20 protein-coding genes are annotated in these 18,614 nt (G+C 33.6%); 17 read left to right on the top strand and 3 right to left on the bottom strand.

All coding sequences use genetic code 11. The annotated features are described in order from the left end of the window. The first annotated feature begins 5 nt into the window (after positions 1-5). From ACFQ1Q_RS11335 to ACFQ1Q_RS11320, 4 genes are read left to right on the top strand one after another with little or no spacing between them, the layout of a single operon-like run. A complete protein-coding gene (locus tag ACFQ1Q_RS11335; protein ID WP_386131434.1) occupies positions 6-1,160 on the top strand; it encodes a 5-(carboxyamino)imidazole ribonucleotide synthase in 1,155 nt (384 codons plus the stop codon). A 1-nt stretch (position 1,161) separates the two neighbouring features. Further along, positions 1,162-1,650, top strand: coding sequence for a 5-(carboxyamino)imidazole ribonucleotide mutase (purE, locus tag ACFQ1Q_RS11330; protein WP_386131431.1), 489 nt, complete (start codon positions 1,162-1,164; stop codon positions 1,648-1,650). A 6-nt stretch (positions 1,651-1,656) separates the two neighbouring features. Next, positions 1,657-1,872: a hypothetical protein gene (locus ACFQ1Q_RS11325; RefSeq protein ID WP_386131428.1), complete on the top strand. Its 216-nt coding sequence runs from the start codon at positions 1,657-1,659 to the stop codon at positions 1,870-1,872. Next, positions 1,869-3,902, top strand: a complete 2,034-nt coding sequence (locus tag ACFQ1Q_RS11320) for a M3 family metallopeptidase (RefSeq protein ID WP_386131425.1) — start codon at positions 1,869-1,871, stop codon at positions 3,900-3,902. Before ACFQ1Q_RS11325 ends, ACFQ1Q_RS11320 begins: the two co-directional genes overlap by 4 nt. Before the next feature lie 76 nt (positions 3,903-3,978). On the opposite strand, the gene ACFQ1Q_RS11315 is transcribed toward ACFQ1Q_RS11320, so the two are convergent. Further along, on the bottom strand, positions 3,979-5,172 hold the full coding sequence (locus ACFQ1Q_RS11315; RefSeq protein ID WP_386131423.1) for a T6SS phospholipase effector Tle1-like catalytic domain-containing protein: 1,194 nt from the start codon (positions 5,170-5,172) through the stop codon (positions 3,979-3,981). Positions 5,173-5,453: 281 nt separating this feature from the next. Here ACFQ1Q_RS11315 and ACFQ1Q_RS11310 point away from each other — a divergent pair, with 281 nt between their 5' ends. From ACFQ1Q_RS11310 to ACFQ1Q_RS11280, 7 genes are read left to right on the top strand one after another with little or no spacing between them, the layout of a single operon-like run. Continuing rightward, complete coding sequence (locus ACFQ1Q_RS11310; protein WP_386131420.1) at positions 5,454-5,957, top strand: GbsR/MarR family transcriptional regulator; 504 nt, start codon at positions 5,454-5,456, stop codon at positions 5,955-5,957. Positions 5,958-6,017: 60 nt separating this feature from the next. Then, positions 6,018-6,362: a hypothetical protein gene (locus tag ACFQ1Q_RS11305; RefSeq protein WP_386131417.1), complete on the top strand. Its 345-nt coding sequence runs from the start codon at positions 6,018-6,020 to the stop codon at positions 6,360-6,362. Beyond that, positions 6,352-6,705: a hypothetical protein gene (locus ACFQ1Q_RS11300; RefSeq protein WP_386131415.1), complete on the top strand. Its 354-nt coding sequence runs from the start codon at positions 6,352-6,354 to the stop codon at positions 6,703-6,705. The genes ACFQ1Q_RS11305 and ACFQ1Q_RS11300 overlap by 11 nt, the downstream gene beginning before the upstream one ends. Before the next feature lie 2 nt (positions 6,706-6,707). Beyond that, a complete protein-coding gene (locus tag ACFQ1Q_RS11295; RefSeq protein WP_386131412.1) occupies positions 6,708-7,100 on the top strand; it encodes a hypothetical protein in 393 nt (130 codons plus the stop codon). Between the two features lie 2 nt (positions 7,101-7,102). Next, complete coding sequence (locus ACFQ1Q_RS11290) at positions 7,103-7,999, top strand: TIGR01777 family oxidoreductase (RefSeq protein WP_386131409.1); 897 nt, start codon at positions 7,103-7,105, stop codon at positions 7,997-7,999. 54 nt (positions 8,000-8,053) lie between these two features. Then, entirely contained in the window at positions 8,054-8,608 is a 555-nt protein-coding gene (locus ACFQ1Q_RS11285; RefSeq protein ID WP_386131406.1) for a sigma-70 family RNA polymerase sigma factor, read from the top strand. A 2-nt stretch (positions 8,609-8,610) separates the two neighbouring features. Beyond that, the gene (locus ACFQ1Q_RS11280) at positions 8,611-8,862 is read left to right on the top strand and encodes a hypothetical protein (RefSeq protein WP_386131403.1); all 252 of its coding nucleotides are present in this window, start codon (positions 8,611-8,613) and stop codon (positions 8,860-8,862) included. On the opposite strand, the gene ACFQ1Q_RS11275 is transcribed toward ACFQ1Q_RS11280, so the two are convergent. Next, the gene (locus ACFQ1Q_RS11275) at positions 8,845-9,678 is read right to left on the bottom strand and encodes a hypothetical protein (protein ID WP_386131400.1); all 834 of its coding nucleotides are present in this window, start codon (positions 9,676-9,678) and stop codon (positions 8,845-8,847) included. The genes ACFQ1Q_RS11280 and ACFQ1Q_RS11275 overlap by 18 nt on opposite strands. 123 nt (positions 9,679-9,801) lie before the next feature. Here ACFQ1Q_RS11275 and gcvP point away from each other — a divergent pair, with 123 nt between their 5' ends. From gcvP to ACFQ1Q_RS11255, 4 genes are all read left to right on the top strand, one after another. Beyond that, positions 9,802-12,651, top strand: coding sequence for an aminomethyl-transferring glycine dehydrogenase (gene gcvP / locus ACFQ1Q_RS11270; RefSeq protein ID WP_386131398.1), 2,850 nt, complete (start codon positions 9,802-9,804; stop codon positions 12,649-12,651). 176 nt (positions 12,652-12,827) lie between these two features. Further along, a complete protein-coding gene (locus ACFQ1Q_RS11265) occupies positions 12,828-13,886 on the top strand; it encodes a 3-oxoacyl-ACP synthase III family protein (protein ID WP_386131395.1) in 1,059 nt (352 codons plus the stop codon). Between the two features lie 10 nt (positions 13,887-13,896). Continuing rightward, positions 13,897-14,430 (top strand): methyltransferase, encoded by a 534-nt coding sequence (locus ACFQ1Q_RS11260; RefSeq protein WP_386131392.1) that lies wholly within the window; start codon positions 13,897-13,899, stop codon positions 14,428-14,430. A 60-nt stretch (positions 14,431-14,490) separates the two neighbouring features. Next, positions 14,491-15,342, top strand: coding sequence for a glycosyltransferase family 2 protein (locus tag ACFQ1Q_RS11255; RefSeq protein ID WP_386131390.1), 852 nt, complete (start codon positions 14,491-14,493; stop codon positions 15,340-15,342). Here the strand turns inward: ACFQ1Q_RS11255 and pafA are convergent. Continuing rightward, entirely contained in the window at positions 15,339-17,000 is a 1,662-nt protein-coding gene (pafA, locus tag ACFQ1Q_RS11250; RefSeq protein ID WP_386131387.1) for an alkaline phosphatase PafA, read from the bottom strand. The two genes, ACFQ1Q_RS11255 and pafA, sit on opposite strands and share 4 nt — an antisense overlap. A 108-nt stretch (positions 17,001-17,108) precedes the next feature. Between pafA and ACFQ1Q_RS11245 the strand changes: the two genes are divergently transcribed. Both ACFQ1Q_RS11245 and ACFQ1Q_RS11240 read left to right on the top strand, forming a co-directional pair. Continuing rightward, on the top strand, positions 17,109-17,846 hold the full coding sequence (locus tag ACFQ1Q_RS11245) for an MlaE family ABC transporter permease (protein ID WP_386131384.1): 738 nt from the start codon (positions 17,109-17,111) through the stop codon (positions 17,844-17,846). Then, complete coding sequence (locus ACFQ1Q_RS11240) at positions 17,846-18,613, top strand: ABC transporter ATP-binding protein (protein WP_386131381.1); 768 nt, start codon at positions 17,846-17,848, stop codon at positions 18,611-18,613. Before ACFQ1Q_RS11245 ends, ACFQ1Q_RS11240 begins: the two co-directional genes overlap by 1 nt. Position 18,614: the final 1 nt, after the last annotated feature.

Below are 18,614 nucleotides of genomic sequence, written 5' to 3'. Positions count from 1 at the left end.
TGATTATGAATTACTTCTCTTCAGATTTTAAACTCGGTATTTTAGGCGGTGGGCAATTAGGCAAAATGATGCTCTACGTTACCCGAAAATTTGATATTACTACAAAAGTGATTGATTCTAGTGCAGATGCTCCATCACGAATTGCTTGTGATGAATTTGTGCAAGGAGATATTTTAGATTATGACACTGTTTTAGAGTTTGGACGGAGTGTCGATGTACTAACTTTTGAAATAGAAAACGTCAACGTAGATGCTTTGGAAAAGCTGGAAGACGAAGGCAAAAAAGTATTTCCATCTTCAAAAACATTAAGAACCATACAGAATAAAGCAACACAGAAATTATTTTATTTAGATCAAAATATTCCGACAGCGCCTTTTTCAAGATTTGCATATACATCTGAAATTAAAACAGTTTTAGAAAATGACGCTTTAAAATTTCCATTTGTATGGAAAAGTGCACGATTTGGCTATGATGGTCAAGGTGTTAAAGTGGTGAGAAAAGTTCAAGATTTAGAAAACCTCCCAAATGTTGAATGTATTGCTGAAGAATTAATTCCCTTTAAAAACGAACTTTCAGTTATTGTTTCGAGAAATGTTTCTGGAGAAATTAAAACGTATCCTACGGTTGAGATGGAGTTTCATCCCGAAGCCAACCAAGTAGAATACGTTTTGTGCCCAGCACGCTTACCAAAACATATTACAGACAAAGCTGAAAGTGTTGCACTTCAAGTTTCTAAAGCCTTTCAGCATGTTGGGCTTTTAGCTGTTGAAATGTTTTTAACAGAAGAGGACGAAATTCTTGTTAATGAGGTGGCGCCAAGACCACACAATTCTGGTCATCAAAGTATCGAAGGTAATTTTACTTGCCAATTTGAACAGCATATTAGAGCCATTTTAGATTTACCTTTAGGGAATACCGAAAGTAAAGTCGCTAGTGTTATGGTGAATCTCGTTGGTGCCGAAAATCATACAGGTGATGTGGTTTACAAAAATATTGAACAAATCATGGCAATGGATGGCGTTACACCACACATTTATGGGAAAAAACAAACTAGACCTTTCCGTAAAATGGGACACGTGACCATTGTAGATAAAGACATAAACAAAGCACGTGCAGTCGCACAAAGTGTAAAAGAAAGTATAAAAGTAATAAGCAAATAATATGAGCAAAGTAGGCGTAATCATGGGTAGCAAAAGTGACTTACCAGTCATGCAAGATGCTGTAGATATTTTAAAAGGTTTTGATATTGAGGTCGAAGTCGATATTGTATCAGCACATCGTACACCAGAAAAATTATTCGACTATGGAAAAAATGCTCACGAGCGTGGCATAAAAGTAATTATTGCTGGTGCTGGTGGTGCAGCGCATTTACCTGGTATGATAGCCTCATTATCGCCACTTCCTGTAATTGGCGTTCCGGTAAAAAGCAGTAATTCTATTGATGGCTGGGATTCTGTTTTGTCTATTTTACAAATGCCTGGTGGCGTGCCTGTAGCAACTGTAGCTCTGAATGGTGCAAAAAATGCGGGAATTTTAGCAGCACAAATTTTAGGCTCTAGCGACAAATGCGTTTTAGATAAAGTTTTAGTCTATAAAGAAGGCTTAAAAGCAAAGGTTATTGAATCTGCTAAGGATTTGAATGACAACTAAATGCAATTGACAAAAGAAATACTACTACGTTTAATTATTTATCCTTTTTACGCACTTCTATTTTATGGTTTTTGGCAAATGACTTTTGAATCAGCAAATCGTGCCATTGATATTTATGATACCAAAGCAAAGCTCGTAGGGCCAATTGGCTTAATTTTTTCATTGATATATCCAGTAACAGATATTCTAATCGGACTCAAAAAACTTTTTAAAAAAAAATGACAATCCTAAATAAACCCTTCAAAACTCCATACAATACAGCACCATTTTCTTCGATTAAAACTGAAGATTTTATGCCAGCATTTAAAACAGCTATAGAAAAAGCTAGAGCCGAAATTGATGCTATTGTAAATAATTCTGAAGCACCTTCATTCGAAAACACGATTGAAGCATTAGATTATTCAGGTGAAGAATTAGACCGAATTTCAAGTATATTTTTTAATTTGAATTCTGCTGAAACTAACGATGAGATTCAAAAAATCGCTCAAAAAGTTTCGCCTTTATTATCAGAGTTTAGTAATGACATCACACTTAACGAAGATTTATTTAATCGTGTAAAAGCGGTTTACGATTCTAAGTCCAATTTAGAATTAACAACAGAGCAAAGCACACTTCTCGATAAAAAATACAAGAGCTTTTCTAGAAACGGCGCTAATCTTTCTAAAGATAAGAAAGAACGCCTTCGCGAAATTGACAAACAACTGAGCAAGCTAAAATTGAAATTTGGCGAAAATATTTTGGCCGAAACTAACAAGTTTGAAATGTATCTTACGGATGAATCGGATTTATCTGGTTTACCTGATGGTGCAAAAGAAGCAGCAAAACAATTGGCAGAAAGTAAAGACAAAGACGGTTGGCTTATTACTTTAGATTACCCAAGTTATATCCCATTTATGACCTATGCGGATAATCGTGAGTTGAGAGAGAAGCTTTCAAAAGCATTTGGGAGCAAAGGGTTTAAAGGTGATGAACTTGATAACCAAGACAATGTTTTAGAAATTGTAAAACTAAGAAACGAGCGTGCTCAATTATTAGGCTACAAAACACATGCGCATTTTGTATTAGAAGAACGTATGGCAGAATCGCCTAAAAATGTCACCAATTTTTTAAAAGAATTATTAGAAAAAGCGAAACCAGCTGCTACAAATGAATTCAAAAAATTAGAAAATTTCGCAATAGAATTGGACGCCATCGACCAATTACAAAAATGGGATTCAGCTTATTATTCCGAAAAATTAAAACAGAAATTATTCAGTTTGGATGACGAACAATTAAAGCCTTACTTTAAACTAGAAAATGTCATTGATGGCGCTTTTACGGTTGCTGAAAAATTATTCGGCTTACAATTTGAAGAAATTGATACTATAGACAAATATCACGAAGACGTTTTAACCTATAAAGTTGTAGACGCTGATGGCGAATTGGTTTCCGTTTTTTACGCCGACTTTTTCCCAAGAGCAGGAAAACGAAATGGCGCTTGGATGACCTCGTATAAGCCACAAATGATTAAAGATGGTGAAAATCATCGTCCGCATGTATCTATCGTTTGTAATTTTACAAAGCCTACAAAAAGTAAACCTTCGCTCCTAACCTTTAATGAAGTAACGACACTGTTTCATGAATTTGGTCACGCGCTTCACGGTATGCTCGCCAACACAACTTACCCAAGTTTATCAGGTACGAGCGTACACTGGGATTTTGTAGAGTTACCAAGTCAGATTTTAGAAAACTGGTGTTATGAAGAAGAAACACTAAAACTTTTTGCCACACATTACGAAACTGGCGAGGTCATCCCCATGGAACTGATTGAAAAAATAAAAGCGTCTTCAACCTTTCATGAAGGTATGCAAACCCTACGTCAATTGAGTTTTGGACTGTTAGATATGGCTTGGCATGCGCATGAAAATCCATCGGAAATTACTTCTGTAAAAGATTTTGAAGAAAAAGCCTTTGGCGACACTAATTTATATCCTGACGTAAAGGAAAACTGTATGAGTACAGCTTTTGCACATATCTTTCAAGGTGGTTATTCATCTGGTTATTACAGTTACAAATGGGCCGAAGTTTTAGATGCCGATGCGTTTGAGTATTTTAAAGAAGAAGGCATATTTAATAAAACCGTAGCTCAAAAATTTCAGGCATACGTATTATCCCAAGGCGGCACAGAGAAACCAATGACCTTGTATAAAAAGTTTAGAGGTCAAGAACCAAAACCGGAGGCTTTGTTGAAACGAGCTGGATTGTTGAAGTAGTGAATGGTGGAAGTTTTAAACTTTAAAAATCTATTATTTATAACTTCAAAAAAAATTAATGTTGAATTTAAAATAATTAATCTACAACCTCAATAACTTCGCAAGGTTCTTTAAAAACTCGTGTTTTTCCAACTTTTTCAAAGCATTTATTAAATGGTGCTTTATCAAACCAATCTAACGGGTCTTTTCTATGTTTTTTAAACGTTGGAAGCACACCTTTTTCAAGACGTTTTAAAACTGAACGATGTAAATATATTTTTCCATCATTATAGTTTTCGCCATTCTCAGCAAGATATAGTGGAATATCTCTATTCTTTCGTCTGTAAATAAATCCAAAGAAGCTATTTTCTGCGTCGTGTATTTTTCCGTAAATATTTCTTTCGCTAACTTCTACATTATTAAACAAGTCATACGATTTGGCTTTTAACTCATTAATCATCCAATTGATGGACACATCCGAAATCTCATAATTATCAGGATAACCACCACCGACATCGGTGTGCGCTCCCGAAAACCAAACTTCTTTTACAATATCATCTAAAGTTGTGTTTCGTTTCAGTTTTATGTTATTACAACTTGCTAAAACCGGCGTAAAAGCATGAGCCCGATTGTCATCGAGAGATACAGCGTGTAGAACTCTTTTAACGTTGACAAATTGATTGAGATGATTGTCATTTGGCGTACAGAACTTTTCCTTAAAATCTGGAGCAGCCAAAGCTTCGACGCTATCAAACATCCCAAGAACTTCAATATTAACATTTGGTGTAAATTTTATAGCAATTTCGTTTTTGGTTTGCCATGTTCTTATGACGTCGTAAACTCGACGTTGCCTTTCGGTATGTGTGTCGTTATTTCTATAAGCTTTGTACATTTTCTTTATTAACCGAATTTGAGTCATACTATCCAATTCTTTTTCAGGCTCAATCATTCCTGCTGTATGAATAAAATCAGTTAAAATTTGAGAAGTGTAAGCACCACGACTAAAGCCAAAAAGAAAAATTTTATCTCCTTGATTTCTGCGATAACGTTTTATTAAAAAATCGTAAGCTTCTACAACATCACGTTTAACACCAACACCAAAAGCTACACCAGTAAATTTAAAATCTCGTCCGCCACCTACACCAACTGTATAAAAGGTTTCGAGACTGTCACTGACCTTGGCTAAATTTCGTAGCTTATTAATGTTTGTGTTATTTTTTGGGGTATTCCATGTGCCATCAATTAAAACAATCAAATTTTTTGAAATTTCTGTTTTAGCTATTGGCGTCATTAATGGCGCTGTTGACTTGCAACTAACAACGCAAAAAACAACAAAAGATAGAATTACAAAGCGTCTCATTTGAAATAAAGAAGTATAACGAAAAACATTTAATTTAAACTAATGTATAAAAAGTAGATGAAATAGATTGAAATAACTAAACAAGATAAAATCAAGGTTTTTGTAATCATTGTTAAAAGTTTATACTTTCTATCTAACAAAAAATCGATTTTATTTTAAAAATAAACTTTCAAATATTATTGAAAGTTTAAAAATTATAATATATTTGTACTATGGATTATACAGAAGCAAAAGAAAAATTTATAAGTACTTGGGGAAGTTTAGGTTCGCTTTGGGGCATAAATAAAGCCATGGCGCAAATACAAGCTTTGCTTTTTGTATCTACAAAACCCTTGTCTATGGAAGATATTATGGATGACCTTAAAATTTCAAGAGGGAATACCAGCATGAATTTAAGACAACTTATGGATTGGGGAATTGTTACTAAAGTTTTGGTCTCTGGCGAGCGTAAGGAATTCTTTACGACTGAAAAAGACGTACAAGAATTAGCACGAATTATCGCAAAAGAACGCAGTCGCCGTGAAATAAAACCTGTAATTAAAGTTTTAGGCGACGTCTCTTCTATTAAAGATGATGGCACAGAAAAAACAAAAGAATTGATAAAACAAACAAAAGCTTTGCACAATTTAACAAAAGATGCAGACAGTATCATTAACAAGCTTGTAGAGCAAAAACAAAACTGGTTAACGAAGTCTGTTTTTAAAATGATAAAATAGTCTTCTATTTTTTTAAAATTAACTTTCAATAATTTCTGAAAGTTTTAAACATTAAAAACTATGAAATATTTACACAAAACAAACAAAATATTTACCATTCTTGGAATTGGTGTTTCGCTCACATTTTGGGGCGCAATGATTGCATTGCCTGTTCTCGGCTTAGCACAAATAATAATGTGTATCATCATATTTTATCACAGAAAAAACCTAACCAAGAAAACGCTCAAATTGTTTTACGCCTATGTTATCGCGACAATAGGATTAGCTGGAACGTTTAAAACATTAGAAGTTGTAAAAGCTTTAGACACCTTGTCATTAATGTTTATCTGGATGTTTGTTTCCGCTGGGTTGGCTTTTTTTCATCTATACGTTACTTATTTAATAAATAAAGATTATGAACTTTAACCTCATCACATATTGCATCTACTTACCCATTATCATTTTTATAATGGTAAAAATTGGTTGGTTATTCTATAAAAATGGTGAAGTGTTTTTACTCAATCTCTTTCAGAATAACGAAGAACTCGTAAAAAGCATAAATAATCTATTATTAATCGGTTACTATTTAACCAATATTGGATATGCCATTATAACTATTTCAAACTGGGAAAGAATTGACAATCTAATAGAAATGCTCAACTCATTATCCGCAACCATCGGAAAAATAATCTTGCTTCTCGCCTTAATGCATTACAACAATATTTTTTGGCTAAAGCATCTAAATAAATCAAAACTTTTAAATCAATAATTATGGAAAATTCAAAAATTATCATCGGCTACATTATCTATTTACCAATAGTTATTTTTCTAACTATTTACATTTCTAGAATGCTTTTTAAAAACGGAAAACTATTTATGATAGACATTTTTAAAGGCAAAGAAGATATTGCATTGGCAACCAACAAATTATTTGAAATTGGATTTTACCTAATTAATATAGGTTTTGCATTGTATATCATGGAGATATATTATTACAATGGAAATACTGGAATGAGTTACCAAACCCTAATGGAAATTTTGAGTAAAAAGATTGGTGGTTTCACCATTTATTTGGGAGTTATGCTATTCTTTAATCTCTTTTTATTCTTTAGAGGAAGAAAGAAATCTCGTCAATTTACTACAAGAACTTCTAAAATACTTTAATTATGAAAACTATTATCATCGCTGGTGGCACAGGTTTTTTAGGGCAGGTTTTAGAACGGTACTTTGAAGCAAAAAAATACAAAGTAAAAATCTTAACTCGTCAACCAAAAAAAGAGAACCATTTGTATTGGGATGGCAAAAATTTAAATGATTGGCAACATAGTTTAGAAAATGCAGAAGCACTGATAAATCTTGCTGGCAAATCTGTAGATTGTAGATATACCGAAGAAAATAAAAAGAAAATTTATAACTCTCGTATAGATTCTACCAATGTACTTGGTTTAGCTTTAAACTTGTGTGAAAATCCACCAAATTATTGGTTCAATTCATCTACCGCAACCATCTATGAAGATTCCTATTCCAAAGAAATGACTGAAGAAAATGGTGACATTAGCGATGATTTTTCTATGAATATTGCAAAATCTTGGGAGAAATCGTTTAATGAAATTACAAACCCAAAAACACAAAAAGTGGTTATGCGCACATCTATTGTATTTGGGAAACAAGGTGGTGCATATATACTACTAAAACGTTTGGTACAATTAGGTTTGGGAGGAAAGCAGTGGCATGGCAAACAAAAGGTAAGTTGGATTCACGAATTAGATTTTGCTCGTGCTATCGATTTTATAATGACTGAAAATTTAGAAGGTACGTTTAATATCGTCGCTCCCAATCCAACAGACAATCAAACATTGATGAAAACATTAAGAAGCGTGTTAAAAGTCCCTTTTGGGATTTCGCATCCAAAATGGTTATTAGAATTTGGCGCAAAACTCATCGGTACAGAAACAGAACTTGTTTTAAAAAGCCGAAATGTTATTCCTGATAAACTATTAAAAAGCGGCTTCAAGTTTAAACATGACACAATACTTTCCACATTAAAAGCAATATCAAAATAAACATGCGCTATTAAATTTTTATTCTATTTTTGAGTTTCAAATTAATGTCAAAAAATGGCAGAACATAAAATAAATCCTAATACTTGGATAAAGGATTATTCTGATTATCTATTCAATTACACCATCACGCGTGTAAGCGATAGAGAAATTGCCCAAGATTTGGTTCAAGAAACATTTTTGGCCGGACTCAAATCTATGGCAAACTTTAAAGGCGAAGCGACTGAACGAACCTGGTTGGTGGCTATTTTAAAGCGAAAAATTATTGACCATTATCGTAAAATAAATAGCAATAAAGGTAAAGCTGAAGTCCGGATGTCTTACAATAGTGATGCCGAATCTGAAGGCGATTGGTTAGAAGAACGTGTAGCAGACCCATTTGATAAAACAGCCGAAGACACGATTGAAAACACAGAACTTGGTATTGCCATACATAATTGTTTGGGCAAACTTCCCGCGAAGCAAGCCGAAATTTTTAAGATGAAAACACTTTTAAATTACGAAACAGAAGCCATTTGTAATAAAATGGATATAACTGCGTCTAACCTTTGGGTAATTATCCATAGAGCAAGAACTGCTATGGCCAATTGCATGGAAGAAAATTGGTTTTAACTATGACTAAATTAAAATTAAACTGTCACGAGGCAAATCATATTTGTGACAAAAATCAGTATAAAGAAGCTACGTTAAAAGAGAAAATTATTTTAACGATTCACCTAATGTATTGCCGTGCTTGTAGAAAATATACTGCACGAAATACAAAGTTGACAAAACTCATAAAAAATCCTAAAGTAGAAGCTCTAGATAATTCTGCAAAAAGCAAATTACAACAAGCTTTTGATGCCGAATTAAGCAAACAAAAGTAGAGCTAATAACCAAAATACAGGGATAGATTCTACCCAAAACGAGCTATAATATTTAGTTTGTTTTTTTGAAGCAAAAAGAAGACTTAAAAGCGTAAGGCTAATTAAAATAAGAGTTGACAAAATTGGATTGCTACTAGTTTCAGGTTTTAAAAGCTCTAAAAAACAAAAAACAAAAAGTAATAGAACACCTATAATTTTGGTTTTTTTAATGCCAATTTTTTGAGGTATGGTTGCAAGTTTCAAATTATCGTATTGTAAATCTCTAATTTCAAAAGGCAACATTAAAACTATGACCAATACAAATCTTTGAACTAAAGAAATAATCACTTCACTATCTATACCAAGTTCAAAATTTAATAACGGGATTAAAACAGTTACAAAACTCCAAACTAATGCAATAATATATACTTTAACACCTCCTATTTGTCGTAGATTTTGTTGATTATCGAATAACAAACGCTTTGGAACAAAAGGAACTGCATATAAAAAAGTTATTGGCGCCAGAACACAAAGCAGCCACCAAACTTTGGAATTTAGTTGAAATAAAAAATAGCACATCAACACAAAAGCAAATGCAGAAAATAGTTGTATGATTTTCAACTCATTAGTTAAACTTCTATGATGAAATTTTGCCAAACCAAAATACTTTACAAAATTATAGGCTGTGATTGTTGCAAAAAACACGAAATACAGACTATTTTCATCGTAAGGCAAACGGTATTTTAAAAGCGTAATCCACGACATCGCAAAAACCGCCAAAGCCACGTGAATACTACTATTTATATAGAAGCTAAAAATAGATTTAAATACCTTCATCGTGTAAAAATAACCAAAGTGTTAATAACAAGTGGTTTCAGTTAAAAACTTTAATAATCCTTAACTAAAAAAAAGGGCATATTCCGTATTTTTGTACTTCAAAAAAATAAGCTACTTAAAAGAATGGACACAACATCTTTCGCATTAAGACATATCGGGCCAAACCCTGATGAACAAAAGGAAATGCTCAACACTATTGGAGTAACGAGTATTGAACAGCTCATATCAGAAACGGTACCAGCTGACATCAGATTAAAACAAGATTTAGATCTTGAGCCCGCATTGAGCGAGCAAGAGTATTTATCGCACATTTATGAGTTATCTAATCTCAACAAAGTGTATAAATCTTACATCGGCATGGGTTATCATCCAGCTAATCTGCCATCGGTAATTCAGCGTAATATTTTAGAAAATCCAGGATGGTATACTGCCTATACGCCTTACCAAGCAGAGATTGCACAAGGCCGTTTAGAAGCTTTACTTAACTACCAAACTATGGTTATTGATTTAACCGGTATGGAAATGGCAAATGCTTCTCTCCTAGACGAAAGTACTGCCGCAGCAGAAGCCATGAGTTTGTTATATGCTGTAAGAGAAAGAGAACAAAAGAAAGCTGGAGTTTGTAAATTTTTTGTATCAGATTTAGTTTTACCACAAACCATTTCTTTATTGGAGACAAGAGCTATCCCAATTGGGATTGAATTGGTTATTGGTAACGAAGCAGAATATAATTTAAGTAATGAATTTTTTGGTGCTCTTCTTCAATATCCAGGAAAAAACGGACAGATAACAGATATCAAAGGATTTATAGAACGTGCAAATAACGAAGGTATAAAAGTTGCTGTTGCTGCAGATATTTTAAGCTTAATAAAACTCGAAGCTCCAGGAAAGTTCGGTGCTGATGTTGTTGTAGGTACAACACAACGTTTCGGAATTCCGATGGGTTATGGTGGACCACACGCAGCATTTTTTGCAACTAAGGAAAAGTATAAACGAGACGTTCCTGGGCGTATAATTGGCGTAACAAGAGATATTGACGGTAATCGTGCCTTGCGAATGGCACTGCAAACAAGAGAGCAGCACATAAAAAGAGATAAAGCCACTTCAAATATTTGCACAGCACAAGTTTTATTAGCAGTCATGGCTGGAATGTATGCTGTCTATCATGGTCCAAAAGGTTTGGATTTTATTGCAACTAAAGTTCAAAATTCGGCTACAACACTAACCAAAGCGTTAGAACGTTTGGGACTAGAGCAAGCCAATTCACATTACTTCGATACAATTAATATCAAAGCAGATTCTGTCGATGTAAAATACGAAGCTGAAAAACAAAATGTCAACTTTTATTATCCTGATAGTAATACGGTAACAATTTCTTTGAACGAAACCACAACAATTGAAGATTTAAATGTTATCATCTCAATTTTTGAAGCTGTAACAGATAATAAAACTGAAAAAATCACAGAACTTTCTGAAGACAAAACGATACCTGAAGCTCTAAAACGCAAATCAGAATATTTAACTTTTGAAGTCTTTAATTCTTATCATTCCGAAACAGAATTAATGAGATACATAAAACGTTTAGAACGTAAAGATTTAGCGCTAAATCATTCAATGATTTCGTTAGGTTCATGTACAATGAAACTAAATGCTGCTTCAGAAATGCTACCTTTAAGCTGGTACAATTGGGGCAATATGCATCCATTTGCACCACAATACCAAGCCACTGGATACAAATTAATGCTTAATGCATTAGAAAATCAGTTAACAGAAATAACTGGTTTTGCAGGCACGTCATTACAGCCAAATTCTGGTGCACAAGGAGAGTTCGCAGGTTTAATGGTTATTAGAGCATATCACGAGTCTCGTGGTGACCATCATAGAAATATCTGTTTAATTCCATCTTCTGCACACGGAACAAATCCTGCAAGTGCAGTTATGGCAGGCATGAAAGTCGTCGTAACAAAAGCCTCGGAAAATGGAAATATAGACGTTGATGACTTAAGAGAAAAAGCTGAACTTCATAAAGACAATCTTTCTGCTTTAATGGTAACGTATCCATCAACTCATGGTGTATATGAATCTGCCATTAAAGAAATCACGCAAATTATTCATGATTATGGTGGACAAGTTTATATGGATGGTGCAAATATGAATGCCCAAGTAGGACTAACAAATCCTGGAAATATTGGCGCAGATGTTTGTCACCTTAATTTACACAAAACTTTTGCCATACCTCATGGTGGTGGTGGACCTGGTGTAGGGCCAATCTGTGTTGCGGAGCAATTAGTCCCATTTTTACCAGGAAATCCGTTAGTAAAAACTGGTGGACATCAATCAATTACAGCAATATCTGCCGCGCCATTTGGTTCAGCTTTAGCTTGTATTATTTCTTATGGGTACATTAAAATGCTTGGATCTAAAGGTTTAAAAAAATCAACTGAGGTTGCTATTTTAAATGCCAATTACATTAAAGAACGTTTGGAAGGTTATTATCCAACATTATATACTGGCGAAAACGGACGTGCTGCTCACGAGATGATTATTGACTGTCGTGAATTTAAAGAAAAAGGTATTGAAGTTGTAGACATTGCAAAGCGTCTGATGGATTATGGCTTTCATGCCCCAACTGTATCTTTTCCTGTTGCAGGAACCATGATGATTGAGCCAACTGAAAGCGAAAGTAAAGCTGAGATGGACCGTTTTTGTGACGCGATGATTTCTATAAGAGAAGAAATTGATTTAGTTAACAAAGATGAGCCTAACAACGTGCTAAAAAATGCACCACATACCTTACAAATGTTAACTTCTGATGAGTGGTTACTTCCTTATTCAAGAGAAAAAGCAGCGTATCCGCTAGAATTTGTAGCCGACAATAAGTTTTGGCCAACTGTAAGACGTGTAGATGAAGCCTACGGAGACAGAAACTTAATTTGTAGCTGTGCTCCAATTGAAGCTTACGCAGAAGCATAATATCTTATATTAAATAAAAAAAGCATCCAAATACGGATGCTTTTTTTTGTATTGTTTTCAAAGATTTAAGAAATTATTAAGAATTTCGAAAAAATACTCACTTTTATTACTTTATCTATCTTTAAAACATATAATTAATTAGATTAGTTGATTAGATTAAAAATAATAAGTAAACCATGGCGATTAAGATTACAGGAACGGGAAGTTGGATACCAAAGAGTATTGAACGCAATGAAGATTTTCATCAACATGACTTTTTAAATGTTGATGGGTCAAAAATTGAACACCCTAATGAAGTTATTGTAGAAAAATTTAAAGCCATTACTGGTATTAGTGAAAGACGATATGCCGATGTGCAACTAACCTCATCGGATTTGGCGTTTTTGGCGGCACAAAAAGCTATTGATGACGCAAATATAGATATGGAAACGTTAGACTATATCATTTGTGCACATAACTTTGGCGATGTTAAACACAATACTATTCAGAGCGATATTTTACCTTGCTTAGCATCAAGGGTTAAACATAGCTTACGCATAAAAAATCCAAAGTGTGTGGCTTATGATATTCTATTTGGTTGTCCTGGTTGGGTTGAAGGTGTTATACAAGCACAAGCTTACATTAAAGCTGGCATGGCAAAACGTTGCCTTGTCATTGGTAGCGAAACACTTAGCCGCGTTGTAGATAAGCACGATAGAGATTCTATGATATATTCAGATGGTGCAGGTGCTACAATTGTTGAAGCTGTTGAAGGTAATGACGGCATTTTAGCTCACGAAACTGCTTCGTTTACTTACGATGAAGCCTACTATTTATTCTTTGGTAAATCTAACAACAAAGATGACCAAAGTGACACGCGTTACATAAAAATGCACGGTCGTAAAATTTATGAATTTGCGTTGACTAATGTTGCGCAAGCCATGAAAGATTGCTTGGAAAAGAGCGGTGTACCTGTTGGTGATGTCAAGAAAATTTTAATTCATCAGGCTAATGAAAAAATGGACGAAGCCATAGTAAAACGCTTTTACAGATTACATAAAGAAAAGGTTCCTGATGGTGTGATGCCAATGAGCATTCATAAACTCGGAAATAGCTCAGTAGCAACCGTTCCTACGCTATTTGACTTAATAAGAAATAACAAATTAGAAAACCAGCAAATAAACAAAGGTGATGTTATTATTTTTGCAAGTGTAGGTGCTGGTATGCATATTAATGCCATAGTCTACAGGTATTAATAACAAAAATATGTATAAAAAACTTCCTAATAAACGCTATAAACATACTTTAGAGTTTTTAGAAAAACACATTTCGACTTCTGAAACTATTTTAGATTTGGGTGTAGAAAACCCATTTACTAAAATCATGAAAAACCATGGCTATAAAGTTGAAAACACATCGGGTGAAGACTTAGATATTGATACCTCTAAAATCGAAAAATCAGAAGCTACGGTAGTCACTGCTTTTGAAATTTTTGAACATCTACTTTCTCCGTTTACGGTTTTAAAATCGATTAAAGCAAAAAAAATAGTAGCGAGTATTCCTTTGCGTTTATGGTTTTCGCCTGCTTACCGAAGTAAAACAGATAAATGGGATAGACATTACCATGAGTTTGAAGATTGGCAATTAGATTGGTTGCTAGAAAAAACAGGCTGGAAGATTATTGCATCTGGAAAATTCACGAATCCAACTAAAAAAATTGGAATTCGTCCTATTTTACGATGGTTTACGCCGCGATATTATATTGTCTATGCAGAACGCATAAAAAATTCCAATAGTTAAAATCCAAATTCCACAGTCTTATCGTTAGATTTGTGTTCTTGAATTTATCTTTTTTAAAATTTGAAATTTTACATCGTCATACCTGCACATAACGAAGCTGATTGCATTGGTCTTACTTTAAATTCATTAGTCAATCAATCGCTTTTGCCTTCAAAAATTGTGGTGGTTGATGATAATTCTTCAGATGAAACTTCTGAAATTGTAAAGTCTTTTGCTTTAAAATATGATTTTCTTGCGTTCATAAAAACAACATCTTCAGATTTACATTTACCTGGCGCAAAGATTATTAATGCGTTTAACAAAGGACTTCAAAATCTAGATGATAATTACGACGTTATTTGCAAGTTTGATGCAGATTTAATTTTTCCTGAAAATTACTTGGAGCAACTTTCTTTTCATTTTAATTCAAACAAAAAATTGGGAATGGCTGCTGGTTTTTGCTACATCGAGAAAGATGGAAATTGGATATTAGAAAATCTCACCAATAAAGACCACATTAGAGGCGCTTTAAAAGCTTATAGAAAAGAATGCTTTAAAGAAATTGGGCAATTAAAATCGAGTATTGGCTGGGACACCATTGATGAGTTACTTGCTAAATACTATAAGTGGGAATTAAAAACGGACGAAACATTACATGTAAAACATCTAAAACCAACTGGCGCATCATATAACAAAAAATCGAAATACCTTCAAGGTGAAGCGTTTTACAAAATGCGTTATGGTTTTTTGATAACGTTGATTACAGCCTTAAAAATGAGCTATAAAAAGAAAAAGCTAGTCATACTATTTGACTATTCTATAGGTTATTTTAAAGCAATGTTTGGAAGCACAAAACCACTAATTACAAAAGACCAAGGAAAATTTGTCCGCAAATTACGTTGGAAAGGTATGTTCAACAAATTTTCTTATTAATCCAAAACAAACTCTAAAGGCATTCCAGTTGCACCATTCGGAAAACTAATCCCTAACAATGCTGAAATCGTTGGTGCAATATCAGGAATTACTGTTTTTTGTAATGTTTCTCCATGTTTTATTCCTTTTCCAAAGAATAAAAGCGGTACGTGTGTATCGTAGTTGAGTCCACTGCCGTGTGTTGAACCTGTTGGTCCATAAGCAATATGTGCAATGTCGTTGACGATAATAACATCACCAGAACGTTTTTGATTATAACCATTTTGAAGTAAAGCTTCAATACCCGTTGTAAAATTAGTTGAGTTCATCGTTGTAGCCGTATATACTTTTGCGATGTTTGGATAACTTATTTGTTCATCCACCAAATCTTGTTCAACCTTGTGCAAGTCAAAACCGAGTTCTTTTAACTTTGCTTTGTTGAAGAAAATTTGATTATTACTTATGTTTTCAACAATATCAGTTGTGCCGTATTTTTCAATTAAAAACTTAGAAAACTTTTCTTTTCTTGAATTAAAATCTAAATATCCTGATGGTATTTTATTTGACTTTAAATAATTAGGCACGTGAATTGCTCCATGATCCGCAGTTAGAAAAACCGTGTATTCGCCTTTCCCTACAGATTCATCCAAAAATTTAAAAAAGCGTTCTAAATCTTTATCTAGTCTTATGTATGTGTCTTCAACTTCCTTAGAATTGACCCCAAAATTATGACCAACATAATCTGTAGATGAAAAACTTACAGTTAAAATGTCGGTTATATCGTCTGCACCTAAATTTTCACCATTTACTGCTGCGATTGCAAAATCCGTAGTTAAACTATTTCCGTAAGCGGTGGCTTTCAAAATATCAAAACCTCCATTTTCAGATTTCAGCTTATCTAAGTCATAAGGAAAGGTTGCTTTTTCTTTTCCTCTAAAACCACCTTCAAAATTATTATCGTCAGCACCACTTTCAACATAAGTATTAATATTATAATAAGTATCCCAAGTTTTTAAATAAGATTCCGCAGTATCAGAACTATTAAAATCGTTTACCCATGTTGGTAAATTACTTCTGTAAAACGTACTTGTAATCCAGTTTCCTTCGTCTTTACCATGAAACCAATATGCTGCATCCGCAGAATGACCCGCAGGCAATATGGCGCCTCTATCCTTAATTGCTATGCCTATTGTTTTTCCTCGCATCTGCGTAAACAGTTTATTTTCATCTGCAAAAGATGTTGTCAACATTCTATGTGGTGACATTTTTCCGGCAGCAGTACTTGTACCAACAGATTCTACATTAGGGTCACCAGCGCAATACACTATTTCTTTAATGTCTTTATCATACCAATTGTTAGAGATTACGCCATGGTATTTGGGTGTTGTACCTGTAAAAACAGAGGCATGACCTGGACCAGTGTAGGTAGGTACATAATTAAAGTGATTGTTTTTACAATTAAAACCTTCATCAATCATTCGCTTAAATCCTCCATCTCCAAATTTAGAATTGAAACGTGTTAAATAATCATATCGCATCTGGTCAACGACAATACCTACAATTAATTTTGGTGATGACTCTTCAATATTTATAGTATTAGATGTCTTTACAGCTGTTTCTTGAGCATTACAAGATAAAAGCAGTAAACACATTGAAAAAACGAGAGAAATTTTCTGCATAATATTTTCTATTTGAACCACAAAAATAAAGTTTTAATACGCATGTAATTTTAATAAATCATTAATTAACGCGTAGTTTTTTATAATTTAGCATTAATATTTTTCTGAATGACGTATATACATAATATTGGTGCTTATTTTTTAATGATAAAGGACATTTTTCGTAAGCCTACAAAATGGTCTGTGATGCGAACTTTAATTTTAAAAGATATCGATGACCTTATTATTAGTTCTTTAGGAATTGTTGCATTTATTTCATTTTTTGTTGGAGGTGTGGTTGCCATACAAACATCTTTAAACATCTCCAATCCGCTAATACCTAAATACTTAGTAGGTTTTGCCACAAGACAATCAATTATCTTAGAATTTGCACCCACTTTTATATCTATAATAATGGCAGGTAAGGTTGGATCTTTTATTACTTCAAGTATTGGAACAATGCGTGTTACCGAGCAAATTGATGCATTAGAAGTAATGGGAATAAATCCCGTAAACTATCTTGTATTTCCAAAATTTATAGCACTTTCGCTTTATCCTTTTATCATATCTATTGCTATGTTTTTGGGAGTTTTAGGTGGATTAGCTGCTTGTGTTTATGGTGGTTATGGGTCTATGGAAGATTATATTGAAGGTGTACAAACAGATTTTGTGACCTTTCATATTATATATGCTTTTTTAAAGACTTTAATTTTTGCATTTTTACTAGCTACGATTCCATCATTTTACGGCTATTTTATGAAAGGTGGTGCTCTTGAGGTCGGCAAAGCAAGTACAACTTCATTTGTTTGGACGAGTGTGGTAATAATTTTGGCCAATTATTTTTTAACTAGTTTACTTTTAGGCTAATGATAGAGGTTAAGAACTTAGAAAAATCGTTTGGAGACGCGCATATTCTTAAAGGAATAACTACAAGTTTCGATAAAGGAAAAACAAATCTTATCATTGGACAAAGTGGTTCTGGAAAAACCGTTTTTTTAAAATGCCTTTTAGGTCTTTATGAATATGATGCAGGCAGCATCTCTTACGAGGGTCGAGTAATTAGCAGTTTATCTCCAGACGATAAAGGCGATTTAAGGTCTGAAATAGGCATGGTTTTTCAAGGTAGTGCGTTATTTGACTCTATGACTATTGCTGAAAATGTAATGTTTCCGTTACGCATGTTTACAAAGCAGAGTAAAAGTGAAATGGAAGATCGTGTTAACACCGTACTTAATCGTGTAAACTTGGCAGATGCCCACAAAAAAATGCCGAGCGAAGCTTCTGGAGGTATGCAAAAACGTGTTGCCATTGCTAGAGCTATAGTAAATAACCCAAAGTATTTGTTTTGTGATGAACCTAACTCTGGCTTAGACCCAAGAACTTCTATTGTTATTGACAACCTGCTTCAAGAAATTACAGAAGAATATCAAATAACGACCGTTATCAATTCTCACGATATGAACTCTGTAATGGAAATTGGTCAAAAAATCGTTTTTCTTAAAGACGGTCTAAAAGAATGGGAAGGCTCTAAAGACAACATCTTTATTACAGACAACAAAGCCGTTACAGATTTTGTTTATTCTTCAAACTTATTTAAAAAAGTACGAAAGATGTATTTAGAAGAAAATCAGTAAT

Origin of the sequence: Winogradskyella litorisediminis (assembly GCF_042675765.1) — a bacterium.
Taxonomy (GTDB): domain Bacteria; phylum Bacteroidota; class Bacteroidia; order Flavobacteriales; family Flavobacteriaceae; genus Winogradskyella; species Winogradskyella litorisediminis.
Note: the sequence above shows the minus strand (reverse complement) of the source record. Positions and strands in the feature narration are given on the sequence as shown.